The sequence below is a fragment of the Paenibacillus sp. D9 genome (genome assembly GCF_001188365.1).
Taxonomy (GTDB): Bacteria; Bacillota; Bacilli; order Paenibacillales; family Paenibacillaceae; genus Paenibacillus_O; species Paenibacillus_O humicus.
This window is the reverse complement of record NZ_JZEJ01000001.1, coordinates 1019102-1037799: the sequence shown is the minus strand read 5'-3', so window position 1 is coordinate 1037799 and position 18698 is coordinate 1019102. Positions and strand designations below refer to the sequence as shown.

Sequence of the window (18698 nt, the reverse complement as noted above, 5' to 3'; positions counted from 1 at the left end):
CAAGCCGGGCCGGCATTATGGTAGCGAACTTCTTCATTGTATCGGCATTCGCCGGGTCTGTAAAACGGCCGACCGGAAGCCTGCATTGAATGTAAGCCTCCCTCTTGTGTATCCTAGTAGAGAAGGAAGACAAGGGAAAGTCAGAAGCAGTCATTCGGGGAGGACGAGGAAATGGGCAAAAGCTCCCGCTGGTACGCGGCATCCCTGATCGCCGCTGCGGTTGGGTCCGTTTGTGGAGAACTGATCTGGATCGGGGATCCATTGCGGCTGGGCAGCTATTATTGGATGGATCTGATTCAAATCCTGTCCCGGACCGCTGCGGCCATCCCTCTCATGTGGGCTGCCGGCGCTTATTCCTCCTGGCTGCAGAGGGGAAGAAGCTGGCTTGGCGTCATTAATCTTCTCGCCGTAGCCGGAGGCATCCTGACGGCGCTGCTGCTTCTTACGCGGCCGGACCGCTTCGGAGCCGCCGCTGCGGCAGCGGCGGCTACCGGAGCTCTCATCCTCATCGACGCTCTTGTGAGCGAGACTGCAAGACGGGGAGGCTTCCCCTGGAGATCGTTGACGACCGCCTTGGCAGCGGCGGCGGTCGGAGCGTTTCTTTTTTACCCGACCTCATATGGCGTCACCACTCCGGGATTCACGATGAACATGAACCGGTATGCCCATATCCAAGGAGGTACGGACAGGGGGAGCCTGGAAGGCGTTCTCGTCATCGAGCGTCCGGCTTTTCCGGTGGACTGGATCTACGCCGGGCTGTTCCCCCATTTGCATATTGAAAAGAGGGATACGAGCATTTCGCTGGGAGAAATCCAACGGCAGGTGTTCATCCAGCGGGCAGGCGCCAACGACGTCGGAACCGCTGTCGCGCTCAAAAAGCTCGGTCTCGGCCAGGGCGTGATCCCGACCGGGGTTCAAGTGCTCGCTCTGCTCAAGGACAGTCCGGCGGAAGGACGGCTTGAGCCCGGCGATGTGCTGATCCGCTTGAACGGCAAGGAGGTCGGCACGACGGCCATGCTGGCGAAGGTCATGGGCTCCGTCAAGCCGGGCGATACGGTCCGTGTAGGGCTCAAGCGGGGCAGTCAGGAGATGTCGGCGGATATCGAAACGAAGGAGAATCCCGAGCAGCCGGGCCGCGCGGCATTCGGCATCCAGGTGCAGGACCGCACCCGGGCGGATCTGACGAGAAAGGCCGACTACCGCTCCTATATCGTGTACCAAGGAGGCCCGTCGCATGGGGCGATGCTGGCTTTGACGGTTATCGATCAGCTGACTCCGGGAGGCGTTACGTACGGCAATCGGGTGGCCGGCACCGGCACGCTGGACGGGAATGGGAACGTCGGGGAAATCGGCGGCATCGAGCAGAAGGCCTATACGGTCGCCCGAGCAGGCGCGGATGTGTTCTTCGTGCCGCAAGGCCAGGAGCAGGATGCCCGCAAAGGCAGCGCCTCGCTGGAGATCGTTCCCGTCCGCACTCTCGACGACATGCTGTTGTGGCTGAAGGCTCATCCGAAAGATTGAAGCGATGAAAAAAAGGCCGTCTCCGATTATTTTCGGAGACGGCCTTTTTTTCATGCGGCTATAGGAAGAAGGAGCCGATGATGCCGCTGAGCACGCCGGCGGCGACGACGGACCCGAACACAAGCCCCAATACTTTGGCCGGGAACGCGCGGCGGATCATCAGGAGCGACGGCAGGCTGACGGCAGGCAGCGTGATGAGCAGAGCGCCTGCGGCGCTGCCGCCGAAACCGAGCGAGGTGAATGCCTGCACGATCGGAATCTCGGCTGCAGTCGGAATGACGAACAGCGTGCCTGCAACAGCGAACAAAAGCAGCGTCAGAATGGTCATGCCTGTCCCTTCGCCGAGGCTCGGGAAGAGCCAGGCGCGCGCGGCGCCGAGCAGCAGAACGGCGATGATGTAAGCCGGGACGACGTTCAGCAGCATTTGGCCGAGGCTTCGCAGCCAGCGCAGCCAGAACGGACGATCGTCGTCAGCCGGCACGGCGGTGAGCACCTGATCTTCCGGGATGGCGGCGTCCTTGACGAAGCGGTTCGCAAAGTAGCTCACCCCGAAGGTGATGGCGATGCCGAACAACAGCCGCAGCAGCGTGAACTTCCACGTGAGCACGAACGTCATGAAGATGAGCGTCGCCGGATTCAGCAGCGGATTGCCGAGCCAGAAGGCGAGGGCGGCGCCGGCGGAAACGTTTTTTTTGCGCAGGCCGACAGCGATCGGAGCGGCGCAGCAGGAGCACATCATGCCGGGCAGCGAGGCCAGGCCGCCGATGGCGGTGCTCTTGAAGCTGCGTCCGCCGAGAACGCGGAGCAGCCAGCCTGACGGAATCAGCACCTGAACGAGGGAGCCGAGCAGGATGCCGAGCACGGCGGCTTTCCAGACGGCTTTATAATAAGCCTGGGCATAGTCCCACGCGGACTGCCACGACGGGGACGGAATGCTTTCAGAGCCGCCGGTCAGAATCGAGCTGCCAATCGTATGCTCCGTGATGGCTTTCAACGCTTTTCCGTAGTAGGGCCACCATTTTACATATGTCAGGCCGGCGACGGTAATCAGGATGAATGCGACAGCAAGCCAGACGGCCTTTTTGCCGCTCATCGCCGGGCGCGGAAGAGTTCCTTGGGAAGGACTCATGAATACAACCTCCTAAGATGGAATGGAAAACTTGATTATTATAGCATATCCCGCGATCCGTTCCTTCACTTTTTTGAAGCGTTAGGGCGATAGGGGCGAAGCTCGGCGCGCCATTTTGGTTTTTGCGCGGCCTTGGCGTATACTTAAGGGAGTAAAGTACTAGCCATCTGGGAGGATGAACCATGCCGGAATCCAATGTGATCAAATTGACCTCGCTCTCCACCAAAGGCGGCTGCGGCTGCAAAATCGGACCGTCCGACTTGTCGGAAGTGCTGAGGCAGCTGCCTCCGGCGCTGCCCAACGCCGATCTGCTCGTCGGGCTTGATACAAGCGACGACGCAGGGGTCTACCGGCTGAGCGACGAGCTCGCGCTCGTGCAGACGGTCGATTTCTTTACTCCGATCGTCGATGACCCGTATTCCTTCGGCCAGATCGCGGCTGCCAACGCCATCAGCGACATTTACGCGATGGGCGGCAAGCCGCTGACGGCCCTCAATATCGTCGCATTTCCGATCGCGACGCTCGACAAAAGCATCCTCGCCGATATTCTCCGCGGAGCTGCCGACAAGCTTGCGGAAGCAGGCGCGACGCTCGTCGGAGGCCATTCCATCGACGACAAGGAGCCCAAGTTCGGCATGGCTGTCACCGGTCTCGTCCATCCTGGCCGCGTCCGCACGAATGCCGGCTCCCGTCCGGGCGACAAGCTCATCCTGACCAAGCCGATCGGGGTGGGCATCTATACGACGTCGATCAAGAAGGACCGGCTGACGGAAAAAGATGTCGCCAAGGTGACTTCCGTCATGGCGGAGCTCAACCGCAAGGCGGCCGAAATCATGGACGGCTACGACGTCCATGCCTGCACCGATGTGACCGGCTTTGGGCTGCTCGGCCATGCTTCGGAGATGGCAAAAGGGAGCCGGGTCGGCCTGAATATCCGACGCGGCGACGTTCCGGTCCTGCCGCGCACCCGCGAGCTCGCCGAAGAAGGCTTCGTGCCGGGCGGCACGAGAAACAACTATGCGCATGTGCAGCCTGCTGTCACGTTCGGCCCGGAGCTCGACGAGCTCGACCGCCTCATCCTGTGCGACGCGGTGACTTCGGGAGGACTCCTCATTTCCGTAGCCGGAGAAGAAGCGGATTCCCTGCTCGGCGAGCTGCTTGCCGCAGGTCTTGAGGCGGCTCTCATCGGAGAAGCGGTCGACGACCATCACGGCATCATCGAAGTATCGTAAGGAGAGATTCCATGTTTCAGGATTTGACCGTGCAAGAGCTGAGAGCGAAGAGGGACTCGGGAGAGCTCGTCATCATCGACGTCCGCTCCCCGTCCGAATACGAGGAATCCACGATTCCCGGAAGCATCAACATCCCCTTCTTCGACGACCGCGAGCGGGCGGAGATCGGCACGCTCTACAAGCAGGTGAGCGTCCAGGAAGCGAAGAAGCGGGGGCTCGAGATTATCTCGGCCAAGCTGCCGGCATTCATCGCGCAGTTCGCGGCCATTCCCCAGAAGAAGGCCCTGTTCTGCTGGAGAGGGGGCATGCGGAGCCGGACGACGGCGACTCTGCTTTCCTTGATGGACATCCACGCTTACCGGCTGTCGGGCGGATTCCGCGAATACCGGCGCTGGGTCGTCGAGACGCTGGCGGAATTCTCCTTCAATCAGCGCGCCTATGTCCTTCACGGCAATACGGGGACGGGCAAGACGGCAATTCTGTCCGAGCTTGAACGCCGCGGGTATCCGGTGCTGGATCTGGAGGGGATGGCGGGGCATCGCGGCTCCATATTCGGCCAGATCGGGATGCGCGCCCACAACCAGAAGACGTTCGAGTCGCTGCTGCTTGAGCGGCTGATCGCTCTGCAGCATTCGCCCTACGTCATTATGGAGGCGGAAAGCCGCCGCATCGGCAAATGCGTGCTTCCCGAGTTTCTGATGGAAGCCAAGGAGACGGGAATTCCGATCCGGGTCGAGCTGCCGATCGGGGAGCGGATCCGGCATATTCTGGAGGATTACCGTCCGGAGGAGCACAAGCAGCAATGCATGGCCGCCTTCCGCGTGATCAAGTCGAGAATCCATACCCCTGTCGCGGCGGAAATCGAGCAGAGCATTCGGAACGATGACTTCGGCCGCGCCGCGGAGCTGCTGCTGACCGCTTATTACGACCCGCGCTACGAGCACGGCTCCGACCGGTACGACAGCGGACAGGAACGGTTCGTGCAGGCCGATTCGGCTGCCGCCGCCCTGGAGCCGATCATCGCGGCGCTCCCGGGAAGCGGAGTTCCGGTCTGATTGTGCAGGAAAAGCCCTCGCCGGGCAGAAGCTTCTGCCCGGCGAGGGCTTTTTGGCGTATGCAGCTGCTTCCCCCATGAACGGAAGCTGCCGGTCGCACAGGCGGCAAACGCTTTATTGCCCTTTGCCGCCTGTGCGGGTAAGCTCGGCCAGCCGGTCCCACTGTTCCGGCGTCACTTCAAGCAGGCTGTTGAACTGTCCGGCGCCCTGGAGCCATTCGCCGCCGTCGATCGTCACCACCTCGCCGTTGAGATAAGAAGCGTAATCGGAGACGAGAAATGCGGCCAGATCGGCAAGCTCCTGCTTGTCGCCCACTCGCTTGAGCGGAATGCGGTCCGCCATGCGCTCGGCCAGCTCCGGTGTCGGAGCCAGCCTTGCCCATGCGCCTTCCGTCGGAAACGGACCTGGCGCGATGGCGACCTGGCGGATGCCGTAGCGCGCCCATTCCACCGCCAGCGAGCGGGTGAGAGCAAGCACCCCGGCTTTGGCGGCGGCCGACGGCGCCACGAACCCGGAGCCGGTCTCGGCATAGGTCGTGACGATGTTCAGCATCGTTCCGCCCCGGCCGGCCGCGATCCAGCGCTTGCCGAACTCCAACGTCGCATAGAAGGTTCCGTGCAGCACGATGTTCAGCACGGCGTCGACGGCGCGGGGCGAGAGCCTCTCGGTCGGGCTGATGAAGTTGCCTGCGGCATTGTTGACGAGCACGTCGACGCCTCCGAAGCGCTCGTCCAAAGCATCCGCCAATGCGGATAGGGAAGCCGGGTCCCGGACGTCGCAGCTTTGGACGAACACGTCATGGCCGGCCTCGCGGAACGCCTCAGCCGCTTCCTGCAGCTTCTCCTCGCGGCGTCCCGCGAGCGCGATGGAGGCTCCATGCCGGGCGAAGCCTTCCGCCATTGCGCGTCCAAGTCCGGTCGCGCCGCCCGTCACGAGCACGGTTTTGCCTTTGAGCAGATCGGGTCGAAACGGTCCCATAACAAGCTCCTCCTCAGGAATGATTCATATCCATCGAAAAACCCGCCCGTAATGGCATCATCCGGGCGGGTTCATGCTGTTTACGCGAGCACTTTGCGGAACTCTTCCGTCAGCAGCGGCACGACTTCGAACAGGTCGCCGACGATGCCGTAGTCGGCGACTTTGAAGATCGGAGCTTCCGGATCCTTGTTGATCGCGATGATGACGCGCGACTGGCTCATGCCCGCCAAATGCTGGATGGCTCCGCTGATGCCGCAGGCGATGTACACTTCCGGCGTGACGACCTTGCCGGTCTGGCCGATCTGCAGCGCGTAGTCGCAGTAGCCGGCGTCGCAGGCTCCGCGGGAGGCGCCGACGGCGGCACCGAGCACATCGGCCAGCTCTTCGAGCGGCTTGAAGCCGTCGGAGCTCTTCACGCCGCGTCCGCCGGAGATGACGATCTTCGCCTCGGACAGGTCCACTTTGCCGCCGGCTTTGCGCACGACGTCCTTGACGATCGAGCGGAGATCGGAGGCTGGAGCATAATCGCGGTCGACCACTTCGGCCGGCGACGCGGCCTGTTCGGCTGGCGGAAGGTTGTTCGGCCGGACGGTGACGACGCCGGAGCCGCCGGAAAAGGCTTTTTCCTCGAAAGCTTTGCCCGCGTAGATCGGACGGGTATAAACAGAGCCGTCCGCGGAATCGCTTACAGCAATGACGTCGGAAATTTGTCCGGCTCCAAGATGGGCGGCGACAAGCGGCGCCAGATCCTTGCCTTCCGCAGTATGGCCGAGGAAGACGCGGCCTGGCTTCCGTTCGTCGAGAAGGCCTTTGACGGCGGCCAGATAAGCCGGAGCGTTGTATGACGCGAGCTCAGGATGATCGACGGCGTAGACTTTGCCCGACACGTAGGCGGCCAGCTCGGAGGCGACCGGAATGATGCCGCTACCGATGATGACGGCGTCGACCGAAGCGCCGCCCGCGGACTGGTTGGCGGCATGGACGGCTTCAAGCGATACCTGGCGCAATTTTCCGCCGCGGATTTCGGCGATGACAAGAACGGATTGGCTCATGGTTTAACCTCCTTGGATAGGAAAAAAGGATGGGATCAGATCGCTTTGGCTTCTGTGCGCAGCAGCTCGACGAGGCGAGCGGCCTGCTCGGCCGGCGTTCCCTTGATGAGCTGGCCGGCTCCGCGCTCAGGCGGCAGGGAAAGGCCAAGCCGCTTAGTCAGCGGGGCGACGGCGGCGGCGTCGACGCCGAGATCGTCCAGAGACAGCGTCTGGAACGGCTTTTTCTTCGCCTTCATGATATTCGGCAGCGACGGGTAGCGCGGCTCGTTCAAGCCTTGCTGGGCGGTGAACAGCGCCGGCAGCGTCAGCTCGAGGGATTCCGTGTCGCCTTCGGCATCCCGCTTGACGCTGGCAGCCGTACCGTCGATGTCAAGACTCGTGATGGAAGCGGCGTGGGGAATGCCGAGACCCGCCGCAAGCCGGACCGCGACTTGGCCGCCGCCGGTATCGACGGAGAAGTTGCCTCCGAGGATGACGTCGAAGGGCTGCTTGGAGATATAAGCCTGGAGCAAGGAGGCGATGCCCGCTTCGTCGGATTGGATGCGCTCGTCGGAGATCAGCACCGCCTCATCGGCTCCCATCGCCAGCGCCGAGCGGAGCGCTTCCGCTGCCCGGGCGGGGCCGACAGAGACGACGGTAACCGTTCCGCCGTGCTTTTCCCGGAGCTGGAGCGCTTCCTCGACCGCATATTCATCGTAAGGGTTGATGACATATTTGACGCCGTCGTCCGAAACCTGGCCGTCCTGGATCACGATCCGTTCTTCCGTATCAAAGGTTTGCTTCAGCAGGCAGAAAATGTTCATCTCGATTCTCCTCCTCGAATGGTTGAATAGGTTTTATCTTTTTAGGCCATGCAGGAAAAATTCCACGGTTTTGTCGACTTGGGCGGTCAGGGAGAACTTCTGCCCGGATATGAGCCAGGAGGAAACCGCCTCATCCATCGCTCCGAATATAAGATGCCGGGTCAGCTTGACGTCGAGATTGTCCCGGAACGCTCCTTCTCTCACCCCTTTTTCCAGAATCTGCTCAATGAGCTGGATGTAAGGCCGTACGGTCAGGCCGATCGCCTTGCGCAGCTCCAGCGAGCTCTGCCTCAGCTCGATCTGGGTCACGTATGCGAGATTGATGTTCTGCTCCAGGACGGAGTAGTGGATCTCGCAGATGGCGCGCAGAGCTTCGCCGGCAGTCGCCGTATCCTCCAGCCGGGCTTTGAACCGTCCGACCAGATCCCCGAGCCTTTCCTCGAACAAGGAGATCAGGATATCTTCCTTCTTCTTGAAATATAAATAGATCGTACCGTCGGCGACTCCGGCCTCCTTGGCGATTTTCGACACCTGCGAGCCGTGGAACCCGTTTTCGGCAATGACTTTTTGGGCGGCTTCCAGGATCTGATAATATTTTTCCGGCTTCCTACTTGTCATGATGGCACCTCGGTGGTAGTATTTACGTATGGTGAATGAATGCTCATTCATTTTCTTCATCTTAGGGGATATCACACGGATTGTCAACGATTTATCCGGAACTTGGACGCTAACCGCCTTCCAGAAGGCGGAACATGCTTGGGATCGGAGAGGAAGAGGCGGGATATCTTCCTTCTTATTTCTTAGTAGTGTAGCGGAGGATTTGGAGACGTATGCAGCCGCGCCGGACAGCATGACAGGCGGGATACCACTAAGATTTTTTTGAACCGGCCTTGTAAGCGCTTCATCTAAGAATGCCCGGCGAACGGCCGGCGAAAGGAATTTGCAGAGAGGGTGAGCCGCAATGGCAGGACAGCTGATCAATCTCATCTTGTTTTTGGCTCTGACGGGCTGCGGAGTCTATCTGTTCTACAGGGCGGTGTACCACCGCTGGCTCTATATGATGCTGGGGAAAAAGACAGCCGTGCCTCTCAAGGGAGAGGGCAGATGGGGCGAGTTCCTCGCTCAAGTATTCGGCCAGACGAAGCTGCTCAAGGATATCCGCAGCGGCATCATGCATATTGTCATCTTCTATGGATTCGTCATTCTGCAGTTCGGAGCGCTCGACCTGATCATCAAAGGCCTGACGGCAGGCAAGCACCATCTGCCGGTTCCCGGATACGGCTGGTTCAGCCTGCTGCAGGAAATCACCGTATTCGCCATTCTGGTCGCGATGGGGTATGCGGCCTACCGCCGCTACGGCGAGAAGCTCGCCCGTCTGAAGAGAGGGTGGAAGCCGAGCATCGTCGTCTTCTTCATCTTCGGACTGATGGCATCCGTCCTGTTCTCCCTTGCTTTCGAGCGGATTTGGCTCGGCATGGCATTTTCCGGCTACGCGCCGATCACCTCCGTGATGGCCGAAGGCATGCAAGGAATCGGAGCCGGAGCCGCGCATGTGCTGTTCATGGTTTCCTGGTGGGCGCATCTGGCCATCCTGCTCGCGTTTCTCGTGTACGTGCCTCAGTCGAAGCACTTCCATATCCTCACCGCGCCGGTCAACATCTATCTGCGCAAGCAGGAGCCGGCCGGAAGGCTGAGCAAGATCGATCTGGAGGACGAGGAAGCGGAATCGTTCGGCGTCGGCAAGATCGAGGAGTTCAACCAGAAGCAGATGCTCGATTTCTATGCCTGCGTGGAATGCGGCCGCTGCACGAATGTGTGCCCGGCATCCAATACCGGCAAGGCGCTCTCTCCGATGCACATGATCGTGAAGCTTCGCGACCACTTGATCGACAAGGGAGCGGCCGTCACCGGCAAATCTCCCTGGGTTCCCGAATTCGCTTTCGGCACAGGAAGCGCCGGGGGAGGCAAGGCGCATGCCTTTGTCCCTCGTTCTGCGGAAATGCCCGGCTCGCTGCTCGAGATGGCCGGAGGAAGCGCGGAGGAGGTGGCGGCCGGCGCGGAAGAGTCGGACTCCGTCGCATGGAGGGATCCCGGCGGCGCCATCACGGATATCCGGCCGACGATCGGCTGGCAGAAGGCTTCCTGGCATCAAGAGGAGCGCAGCCCGCAGGAAGTCGAGCTCATCGGCGAAGTCATGACGGAGGACGAGATCTGGGCGTGCACGACATGCCGCAACTGCGAGGACCAATGTCCGGTCGGCAACGAGCATGTCGACAAGATCATCGACTTGCGCCGCCACCTCGTCCTCATGCAGGGCAGCGTGCCGCATGAAGGCCAGCGCGCAATGCAGAACATCGAGCGCCAAGGCAACCCTTGGGGAATCAACCGCAACGACCGCGTGAAATGGACCGGAGACGTGGAAGGGGTCAGCGTTCCGCTCGTCAAGGAAAACCCGGAGTTCGACTATCTGTTCTTCGTCGGCTCCATGGGCTCCTACGATCTCCGCAGCCGCAAAATCTCGAGGGCCGTCGCCCGCCTGCTGAACGAATCCGGCATCCGCTTCGCGATTCTCGGCAACGAGGAGAGAAACTCCGGCGACACGCCGCGGCGCATGGGCAACGAGATGCTGTTCCAACAGCTGTGCATGGAGAACATCGAGACGTTCCGGAAGTACGGAGTGACGAAGATTGTGACGGCATGCCCGCATACGTTCAACACGCTGAAGAACGAGTATCCGGACTTCGGTCTCGAAGGCGTGGAGGTGCTCCATCATACGCAGCTGTTCGACCGGCTGCTGAAGGAAGGCAGGCTGCAGCCGAAGCATGAGGTCAACGAGCGGATCACCTACCATGATTCCTGTTATCTGGGCCGCTACAACAACGTGTATGACGAGCCGCGCGATGTGCTCCGTGCCATTCCCGGCGTGGAGCTGGTGGAGATGGCGCGCAGCCGGGAGAACGGCATGTGCTGCGGAGCGGGCGGCGGCATGATGTGGATGGAGGAGACGGCAGGCAAGCGCGTCAACCTGGCGCGCACCGAGCAGGCGCTCGAAGTGAATCCGACGCTGATCAGCAGCGCGTGTCCGTACTGTCTGACGATGCTGGAGGACGGCACGAAACTGAAGGAAGTCGATGACAAGGTGAAGGCTCGCGACATCGCCGAGATTCTCGAGGAAGCCGTATTCGGACGCGCAGGCAGCGCTCCGGCCGGCAGCGAAGGGATGGCCGTATAACGCATGGAGGCAGCCAGAGCCGGCAGCATAAGGGTACGCGCACCTTAGTTAGCGGACCGTCCTTCTTCGATCGGCCATGAAGAGGAAGAGAGCATCCGACACGGGAAAAGCATTGTTCTTGAAAGCCGTAAAAACCTTAATCAAGGAGGCAAGCAACGATGAGCATTTCGATCCGCAAAGCCGCCGTCATCGGCTCCGGCATTATGGGTTCCGGCATTGCCGCCCATCTGGCCAACGTAGGCATTCCGACGCTGCTCCTGGACATCGTGCCCAAGCAGCTCACCCCCGAGGAAGAGAAGAAAGGCCTGACGGCCGAGCATCCGGCTGTCCGCAGCAGGCTGGCCGCAAGCGCCATCGCCAAGCTGAAGAAGACGAATCCGGCGCCTCTCTACGATCCGGCCTTCGCGGGCCGCATCACGCCGGGCAACCTGGAGGACGATCTCCACAAGATCGCGGATGCCGACTGGATCATCGAGGTCATCGTCGAGAATCTGGACGCGAAGCGCAGCCTGCTCGACCGCATCGAGCAGCACTGGAAGCCGGGAACGATTGTCAGCTCCAACACTTCCGGCATCTCCATCAACGCGATGGCGGAAGGGCGCAGCGAGCCGTTCCGCAGGTCGTTCATGGGCACCCATTTCTTCAATCCGCCCCGTTACATGAAACTGCTGGAAATCGTTCCGGCGGACGGAACGGATGCGGAGCTTGTGAACGAGATGAAGGCATTTACAGAAACCGTCCTCGGCAAAGGCGTCGTCATCGCCAAGGACACCCCGAACTTCATTGCAAATAGAATCGGGACGTACGGTCTGCTCGTGTCGCTGCAGGAAATGGAGAAGGGCGGCTTCACCGTCGAGGAAGTGGATGCGGTCACCGGTCCGGCTATGGGACGCCCGAAGAGCGCCACCTTCCGCACGCTGGATCTCGTCGGCCTCGATACGTTCATCCATGTCGCGGACAACGTCCGCCTGAATGTGGACAACGAGGCCGAGCGCAAAGACTTCACGCCTCCGGCCGCCCTGACGCAGCTCGTCGAGCGCGGCTGGCTGGGCGAGAAATCCGGCCAAGGCTTTTATTTGAAGCGCAAAGGAGAAGGCGGCAAGAGCGAGATTCTGTCGATCGATCTCGGCACGCTGGAGTATACGCCGCAGAGGAAGGCGGCTTCCGGCTCCCTGGAAGCGGCCAAGAGCGTCAAAGGCGCCCGTGAAAAGACGAAGGCTCTCCTCGGCGCCGGAGACAAGTATTCGGAGCTGGCCTGGAATATTTTGAAGCAGGTTCTGGTCTATTCCGCCGACAAGGTCGGGGAGATCGCCGACTCCATCCAGGAGATCGACGAAGCGATGAAATGGGGCTTCAACTGGGAGCTGGGGCCGTTCGAGACGTGGGATGCCATCGGGCTGGCGAAATCGGTGCAGCGGATGGAGAAGGAAGGCCTCGCCGTTCCGGCATGGGTCAAGGAATGGATCGATGCCGGCCATACGAGCTTCTACAAGAAAGACAACGGCAAGCGCTTCTATGTGAGCGGCAGCCAGTATAAGGAAGTGGAAGCCCCTGTTCAAGAGATCGACCTGCGCTCGCTCAAGGAGCAGAACAAGGTCGTCAAATCCAATGCAGGCGCCAGCCTGATCGATATCGGCGACGGCGTCGTCTGCCTGGAATTCCATTCCCCGAACAACGCCATCGGCGACGATATCCTGACGATGATCCAGCAGAGCGCGGAGGAAGTCCGGCGCAACTGGAGCGGTCTCGTTCTGGCGAATCAGGGACGCAACTTCTGCGTCGGCGCGAATCTGATGCTGCTGCTCATGGAAGCGCAGGACGAGGAATGGGATGAAGTCGACGAGATCATCAACCTGTTCCAGCAGAGCATGTATAAGCTGAAGCGGCTGGAGAAGCCGGTCGTCGCGGCTCCCCACCGGATGACGCTGGGCGGCGGCGTCGAAGCCTGCATGCCGGCGGACCAAGTCATCGCCGCGGCTGAGACTTATTACGGCCTCGTGGAAGTCGGCGTCGGCCTCATCCCCGCCGGCGGCGGCTGCAAGGAATTCGCCTTGCGCGTCAGCAAGCAGGCCGGGCATCCGGAAGCGGACCTGCTGCCTCTGCTCGGCCAGGTGTTCGAGACGGTCGGCTCGGCGAAGGTCTCCTCGAGCGGGCATGATGCCAAGCGGCTCGGCTACCTCCGCACGAACGACCGCATCCTGCCGAACGCCGACCATCTGATCTACGAAGCGAAGCAGGCTGTCCTGCAAATGGCTGCGGACGGCTACACGCTGCCTCCGGAAGAGAAGATCCGCATCGCCGGCGCCGAAGGCAAAGCCGCTCTGCAGCTCGCGGCGATCGGCATGAAGGAAGGCGGCTACATCAGCGACCACGACCTTCTCATCGCCAAGAAGCTGGCGCATGTGCTGAGCGGCGGCGACTTGCCGGCCGGCACGCTCGTATCGGAGCAGTATCTGCTCGATCTGGAGCGCGAAGCCTTCCTCAGCCTGACAGGCGAGCCGAAGACCCAGGCCCGCATGCAGCATATGCTCGCCAAAGGCAAGGCTTTGCGGAACTAGGATATCGCTCGGCACAGGAACGACACATTCGTGTGGAATCAAAGCAGTCCGGGTTCAAGAGCAATGTGATGACTCAGGATTCCGGAGGAATTTGGGACGGCTGTGCAGAGAGCGCAGGAAATGAAAGTGCCCTGGAGAAGCGGAGCGGTAGCACTTGCAGCCGGATTTCCGCATTTATGCGGAATCAAAGAATCCGGGGGCAAGAGCAATCGGAAGGGCCTTTTATTTCCGGAGCGGCTGCTCACAAAACGCGAACCATTAAAGGAGCGTGAAGTCATGAGAGAAGCGGTAATCGTATCCATGGCCCGGACGGCGATCGGCAAAGGCAAGAAAGGAAGCCTTCGCCAAACCCGCGCGGACGACCTCGGCAAAATCGTGCTGCAGGAAGTGGTCTCGCGGGCGCCGGGGCTCAAGAAAGAAGATGTGGAGGATATCATCATCGGCTGCGCGATGCCCGAAGGGGAGCAGGGGCTCAACTTCGCCCGCATCATGTCGCTGTATGCAGGCTTCCCGGTGACGGTTCCGGCGCTGACCGTCAACCGGTTCTGCTCCTCCGGCCTGCAATCGATCGCCTTCGCGGCGGAGCGCATCATGACCGGCAACGCGGATGTGATGATCGCCGGGGGGGTGGAGAGCATGAGCCACGTTCCGATGACCGGCTTCAAAATTTCCCCGAATCCGAAAATCGTCGATGAATACCCGGAAGTCTATATCGGGATGGGGCATACGGCCGAGCGCGTCGCGGAGAAGTTCGGCGTCAGCCGCGAGGACCAGGACATCTTCGCTGCCCGCTCCCATGAGAAGGCGGCTGCAGCCATCGCCGCAGGCAAGTTCGCCGATGAGATCGTCCCGTTCGAAGCGGAGCTCAAGTCCATGGAAGACAGCGGCAAGGTGAAAACCGAGAAGTTCGTCTTCAACACCGATGAAGGCGTCCGCGTCGATACGACGCCGGATACGCTCGGCAAGCTGCGCCCTGCGTTCAAGCTGAACGGCTCGGTGACGGCGGGCAACTCCTCGCAGATCAGCGACGGAGCGGCTGCGGTCGTCATCATGAGCCGCGAGAAAGCCGACGAGCTCGGCCTGAAGCCGCTGGCTACGTTCCGTTCGTTCGCCCTTGCGGGCGTCGAGCCGGAGATCATGGGCGTAGGCCCGGTCGAGGCGATTCCAAAGGCGCTGAAGCGAGCCGGCATTTCCCAGGAGCAGGTCGATCTCTATGAAATCAATGAAGCGTTCGCCTCCCAGTGCCTCCATATCATCCGGGAGCTCGGCATCGACGAGGAGAAGGTCAATGTCAACGGCGGCGCGATCGCGCTGGGCCATCCGCTCGGCTGCACCGGCACCAAGATCAGCGTCTCGCTGATCAACGAGCTGCGCCGCAGAGGGGGCGGCTACGGCGTCGTGTCGATGTGCATCGGCGGCGGCATGGGAGCGGCAGGCGTCTTCGAAGTCCATCCCGCTTGAGCAGGTAGAGTGCAGGCAAGGGATGCTGCACCGGGGCGTCCAGCCGGCCGAGGCGGAGCAGAATTCCGCTGGCGGCCGTATCTGCGGCGGGGAAATCCGAGGGCAGCATGGCTCATCAATCCAACCCATTCCAAGGAGCGATTATCATGACGACCAAAAGCAAAGTGCTGGGCGGAAGCTTCATTATCGAGGATATCGACGCGAGCAGCATTGTCATCCCGGAAGAATTGACCGAAGAGCAGCGCATGATCGCCGAGACGACGGAGGATTTCGTCGCGGGCGAGATCGCGCCTGTCGACGAGGCGATCGAGAAGCTCAATTATGAGCTGACGGTCGAAAAGCTGCGCAAGGCCGGAGAGCTTGGCCTGCTGGGAGCCGATGTGCCGGAAGCCTACGGCGGTCTCGGCCTCGACAAGGTAAGCTCCACGCTGATCAGCGAGAAAATGACGAAGGCGTCGGCATTCGCCCTTTCCGCCGGCGCGCATGTCGGCATCGGCACGCTGCCGATCGTCTATTTCGGCAATGAAGAGCAGAAGCAGAAGTACCTGCCCAAGCTCTCGACCGGCGAGCTGATCGCGGCTTACTGCCTGACGGAGCCGTCCTCCGGCTCCGACGCTCTCGGCGCCAAAGCGACGGCCGTCCTGGACGAGGACGGCAAGCATTACGTGCTGAACGGCACGAAGCAGTTCATTACGAACGCCGGCTTCGCCGACGTGTTCATCGTGTACGCCAAGGTGGACGGCAAGGACTTCAGCACGTTCATCGTCGAGCGTTCGATGGAAGGGGTGAGCATCGGTCCGGAAGAGAAGAAAATGGGAATCAAAGGCTCCTCGACCTGTCCGCTCATTCTGGAAGACGTCAAGGTGCCGGCCGAAAACCTGCTGTGGGAAGTCGGCAAGGGCCATCTGATCGCCTTCAACATCCTCAACATCGGCCGCTACAAGCTCGCCGTCGGCTGCGTAGGCTCCTCCAAGGACGCCATCGAATACTCGGCCAAATACGCGAATGAACGCGCCCAGTTCGGCCGCCCGATCAGCAGCTTCCCGCTCGTGGCGAAGAAGCTGGCCGACATGAACATCCGCACGTACGTCATGGAGTCGATGGTCTACCGCACGGCCGGGCTGTTCGACGTCGGGCTCGCCGACGTGGACTATTCCGCTGCCGACGTCGGCTATCAGTCGGCCAAGGCGATCGCGGAATACCAGCTGGAATGCTCCATCAACAAGGTGTTCGCATCCGAAGGCCTCGACTTCGTCGCCGACGAAGGCGTGCAGATCCACGGCGGCTACGGCTTCACCCAGGAATACCGCGTCGAGCGCATCTACCGCGATTCCCGCATCAACCGCATCTTCGAGGGGACGAATGAAATCAACCGGCTGCTCATACCCGGCACGCTCATCAAGCGCGCGATGAAGGGCGAGCTGCCTCTCATGCAGAAAGCGATGAAGCTGCAGGGCGAGCTGCTGGAAATGCGCTCCTCGCTCGGCGAGAAGTTCGAGGGCACGCTGGAGCTGGAAGCTCATCTGCTCTCCAACGCCAAGAAAATCTTCCTGATGGCCGGCGCCGGAGCCGTCCAGAAGTACCAGATGAAGCTGGATCAGGAGCAGGAAATACTGAGCAACCTGGCCGACATCATGATCTCGATCTTCGCGATGGAAAGCGCCGTCCTCCGCACCCAAAAGCGCATTTCGCTCCAGGGCGGAGCAAAGGCTCAGCTCGGCGTCGACATGACGACCGTCTTCGTGCAGGAGGAGTTCGCCCGCATCGCGGAGCTTGCAAAGGAAACGCTCGCCGCCATGGAATCCGGGGATACGCTTCGCACGCAGCTGTCCGTGCTGAAAAAGCTGACGAAGTCGAATCCGGCCAATACGGTGCAGCTGAAGCGCCGCATTGCTTCGCGCGTCATCGAAGCGGAGCGCTACGTTCCTTAATCGGGCAGGAAATGGGGTGAACGGCATGTCAAACCGGCCATGGCTCAGCCATTATCCCGCCGAAGTACCGCCGACCTACGACTATCCGGACCAGAACCTGGCGGAATTCCTGGTCCAGACCGCCCGCAAGCATCCAAAGCGCACCGCGCTGGAATTCATGGGCGCCCGCATCTCCTACGAGAATCTGTTGGATCAAACGTACCGCTTCGCGAACGCCATGAACGGGCTCGGTCTCCGCAAGGGAGACCGGGTCGCGGTCATGCTTCCCAACTGCCCTCAGGCCGTCATCGCCTATTATGGCGCGCTGCTCGCGGGAGGCATCGTCGTCATGACGAATCCGCTCTATATGCCTCGGGAGCTGGAGCATCAGCTGACGGACAGCGGGGCGAAAATCATCGTCACCTTGGATCAGCTCGTCGGCCGCGTGAAGCAATCGATGGCCAAACAGCCGATGGAGCGGATTATCGTCACTTCCGTAGCGGATTATCTGTCCTTTCCGAAAAATCTCCTCTATCCGATCAAGGCCAGGAAGGACGGCACGCCGATTCCTTCGATCGACTATGACGGCGAGGAGCTGATTTCGTTCCGCAAGCTGCTGAAGCAAGCGGAGCCCAAGCCGGCCGGAGTGCCGATCGACGCGCGCAACGATTTGGCTCTGATTCAGTATACGGGCGGTACGACGGGATTCGCCAAGGGCGTCATGCTGACCCATCGCAATCTGATCGCCAATACGATCCAGTCCAAGCTGTGGAACTACAGGGCCGGCGGCCCGGAAGAGCGCTATCTCGCCGCGCTGCCCTTTTTCCACGTCTTCGGCATGACCGTCCTGCTCAACCTGGGCATCCTGAACGGATCGACGCTTGACCTGCTCCCGAGGTTCGAGATCAAGCAGGTGCTCCGAGCGATTGCCAAAAAAAAAGCTACTGTCTTTCCAGGCGCGCCGACGATGTACATTGCCGTCATCAATTATCCCGATATCAGGAATTATGATCTTTCCTCGATCAAAGCCTGCATCAGCGGGGCAGCCTCGCTGCCGCTCGAGGTGCAGGAGAGATTCGAGCAGCTCACGGGAGGCAAGCTGATCGAAGGGTACGGCCTTACGGAGGCGTCGCCGGTCACGCATGCTAACAATATTTGGGAGAAACGCAAGCCGGGCTCCATCGGCATTCCATTCCCCGATACGGAAGCCAAGATCGTCCATCCCGACACCGGGGAGGATGTCGAGCCCGGCGAGATCGGAGAGCTGATCGTCCGCGGGCCGCAGGTGATGTCCGGCTATTGGAACCGTCCCGAGGATACGGCGGTCACGATCAGGAACGGCTGGCTCTATACGGGCGATCTCGGCCGGATGGACGCGGACGGCTATTTCTTCATCTTGGACCGGCGCAAGGATCTCATCATCGCGGGAGGGTATAATATCTATCCCCGAGAGGTGGAGGAGGTGCTCTTCGAGCATCCCGACGTCGAGGAGGCGATCGTCGCCGGCATCAACGACCCTTACCGGGGAGAGACGGTGAAGGCCTATATCGTGCTCAGAAGCGGAGCGAAGGAGGATCCTCAGGCGTTGAAGGCGTTTTGCAAGGAAAGGCTTGCCGCCTACAAAGTGCCCAAGGCGTACGAATTCCGCGCGGCGCTGCCCAAGACGCTCGTAGGCAAGGTGCTTCGGCGCAAGCTGATCGAGGAAGAGCAGGAGAAGGAGAAGGAGAAGGAGAAAACGGCAAAGGACTGAAGCGCCGTCTGAAAGGA

13 protein-coding genes are annotated in these 18698 nt (G+C 60.9%); 8 read left to right on the top strand and 5 right to left on the bottom strand.

The annotated features are described in order from the left end of the window. Window positions 1-171 precede the first annotated feature (171 nt). Window positions 172-1521, top strand: coding sequence for a PDZ domain-containing protein (locus VE23_RS04820; RefSeq protein WP_049867458.1), 1350 nt, complete (start codon window positions 172-174; stop codon window positions 1519-1521). Between the two features lie 58 nt (window positions 1522-1579). On the opposite strand, the gene VE23_RS04815 is transcribed toward VE23_RS04820, so the two are convergent. Next, the gene (locus VE23_RS04815; RefSeq protein WP_049867457.1) at window positions 1580-2650 is read right to left on the bottom strand and encodes a permease; all 1071 of its coding nucleotides are present in this window, start codon (window positions 2648-2650) and stop codon (window positions 1580-1582) included. Window positions 2651-2832: 182 nt separating this feature from the next. Here VE23_RS04815 and selD point away from each other — a divergent pair, with 182 nt between their 5' ends. Together selD and mnmH are read left to right on the top strand one after the other, a co-directional pair. Beyond that, entirely contained in the window at window positions 2833-3882 is a 1050-nt protein-coding gene (gene selD, locus VE23_RS04810; protein WP_049867456.1) for a selenide, water dikinase SelD, read from the top strand. A gap of 11 nt (window positions 3883-3893) precedes the next feature. Continuing rightward, the gene (gene mnmH, locus VE23_RS04805; protein ID WP_049867455.1) at window positions 3894-4937 is read left to right on the top strand and encodes a tRNA 2-selenouridine(34) synthase MnmH; all 1044 of its coding nucleotides are present in this window, start codon (window positions 3894-3896) and stop codon (window positions 4935-4937) included. Window positions 4938-5051: 114 nt separating this feature from the next. On the opposite strand, the gene VE23_RS04800 is transcribed toward mnmH, so the two are convergent. The 4 genes from VE23_RS04800 to VE23_RS04785 form a co-directional block, all read right to left on the bottom strand. Continuing rightward, window positions 5052-5915 carry an SDR family oxidoreductase gene (locus VE23_RS04800; protein WP_048744085.1) on the bottom strand — a complete coding sequence of 288 codons (864 nt, stop codon included), beginning with the start codon at window positions 5913-5915 and terminating at the stop codon, window positions 5052-5054. Between the two features lie 80 nt (window positions 5916-5995). Continuing rightward, window positions 5996-6967 carry an electron transfer flavoprotein subunit alpha/FixB family protein gene (locus VE23_RS04795; RefSeq protein ID WP_049867453.1) on the bottom strand — a complete coding sequence of 324 codons (972 nt, stop codon included), beginning with the start codon at window positions 6965-6967 and terminating at the stop codon, window positions 5996-5998. A 35-nt stretch (window positions 6968-7002) separates the two neighbouring features. Next, complete coding sequence (locus VE23_RS04790) at window positions 7003-7770, bottom strand: electron transfer flavoprotein subunit beta/FixA family protein (protein ID WP_048744081.1); 768 nt, start codon at window positions 7768-7770, stop codon at window positions 7003-7005. A 33-nt stretch (window positions 7771-7803) separates the two neighbouring features. Then, window positions 7804-8388: a TetR/AcrR family transcriptional regulator gene (locus VE23_RS04785; protein ID WP_049867452.1), complete on the bottom strand. Its 585-nt coding sequence runs from the start codon at window positions 8386-8388 to the stop codon at window positions 7804-7806. 343 nt (window positions 8389-8731) lie between these two features. On the opposite strand from VE23_RS04785, the gene VE23_RS04780 reads away from it, so the two are divergent. The 5 genes from VE23_RS04780 (at window position 8732) to VE23_RS04760 (ending at window position 18681) form a co-directional block, all read left to right on the top strand. Then, entirely contained in the window at window positions 8732-11002 is a 2271-nt protein-coding gene (locus VE23_RS04780; protein ID WP_049867450.1) for a (Fe-S)-binding protein, read from the top strand. A gap of 158 nt (window positions 11003-11160) precedes the next feature. Further along, window positions 11161-13560, top strand: coding sequence for a 3-hydroxyacyl-CoA dehydrogenase/enoyl-CoA hydratase family protein (locus VE23_RS04775; protein ID WP_049867449.1), 2400 nt, complete (start codon window positions 11161-11163; stop codon window positions 13558-13560). A 276-nt stretch (window positions 13561-13836) separates the two neighbouring features. After that, a complete protein-coding gene (locus tag VE23_RS04770) occupies window positions 13837-15021 on the top strand; it encodes an acetyl-CoA C-acyltransferase (RefSeq protein ID WP_048744135.1) in 1185 nt (394 codons plus the stop codon). Window positions 15022-15167: 146 nt separating this feature from the next. Then, window positions 15168-16952 (top strand): acyl-CoA dehydrogenase family protein, encoded by a 1785-nt coding sequence (locus VE23_RS04765; protein ID WP_084781300.1) that lies wholly within the window; start codon window positions 15168-15170, stop codon window positions 16950-16952. A 25-nt stretch (window positions 16953-16977) separates the two neighbouring features. Next, window positions 16978-18681: a long-chain-fatty-acid--CoA ligase gene (locus VE23_RS04760; RefSeq protein WP_049867448.1), complete on the top strand. Its 1704-nt coding sequence runs from the start codon at window positions 16978-16980 to the stop codon at window positions 18679-18681. The last annotated feature ends 17 nt before the right edge of the window (window positions 18682-18698 follow it).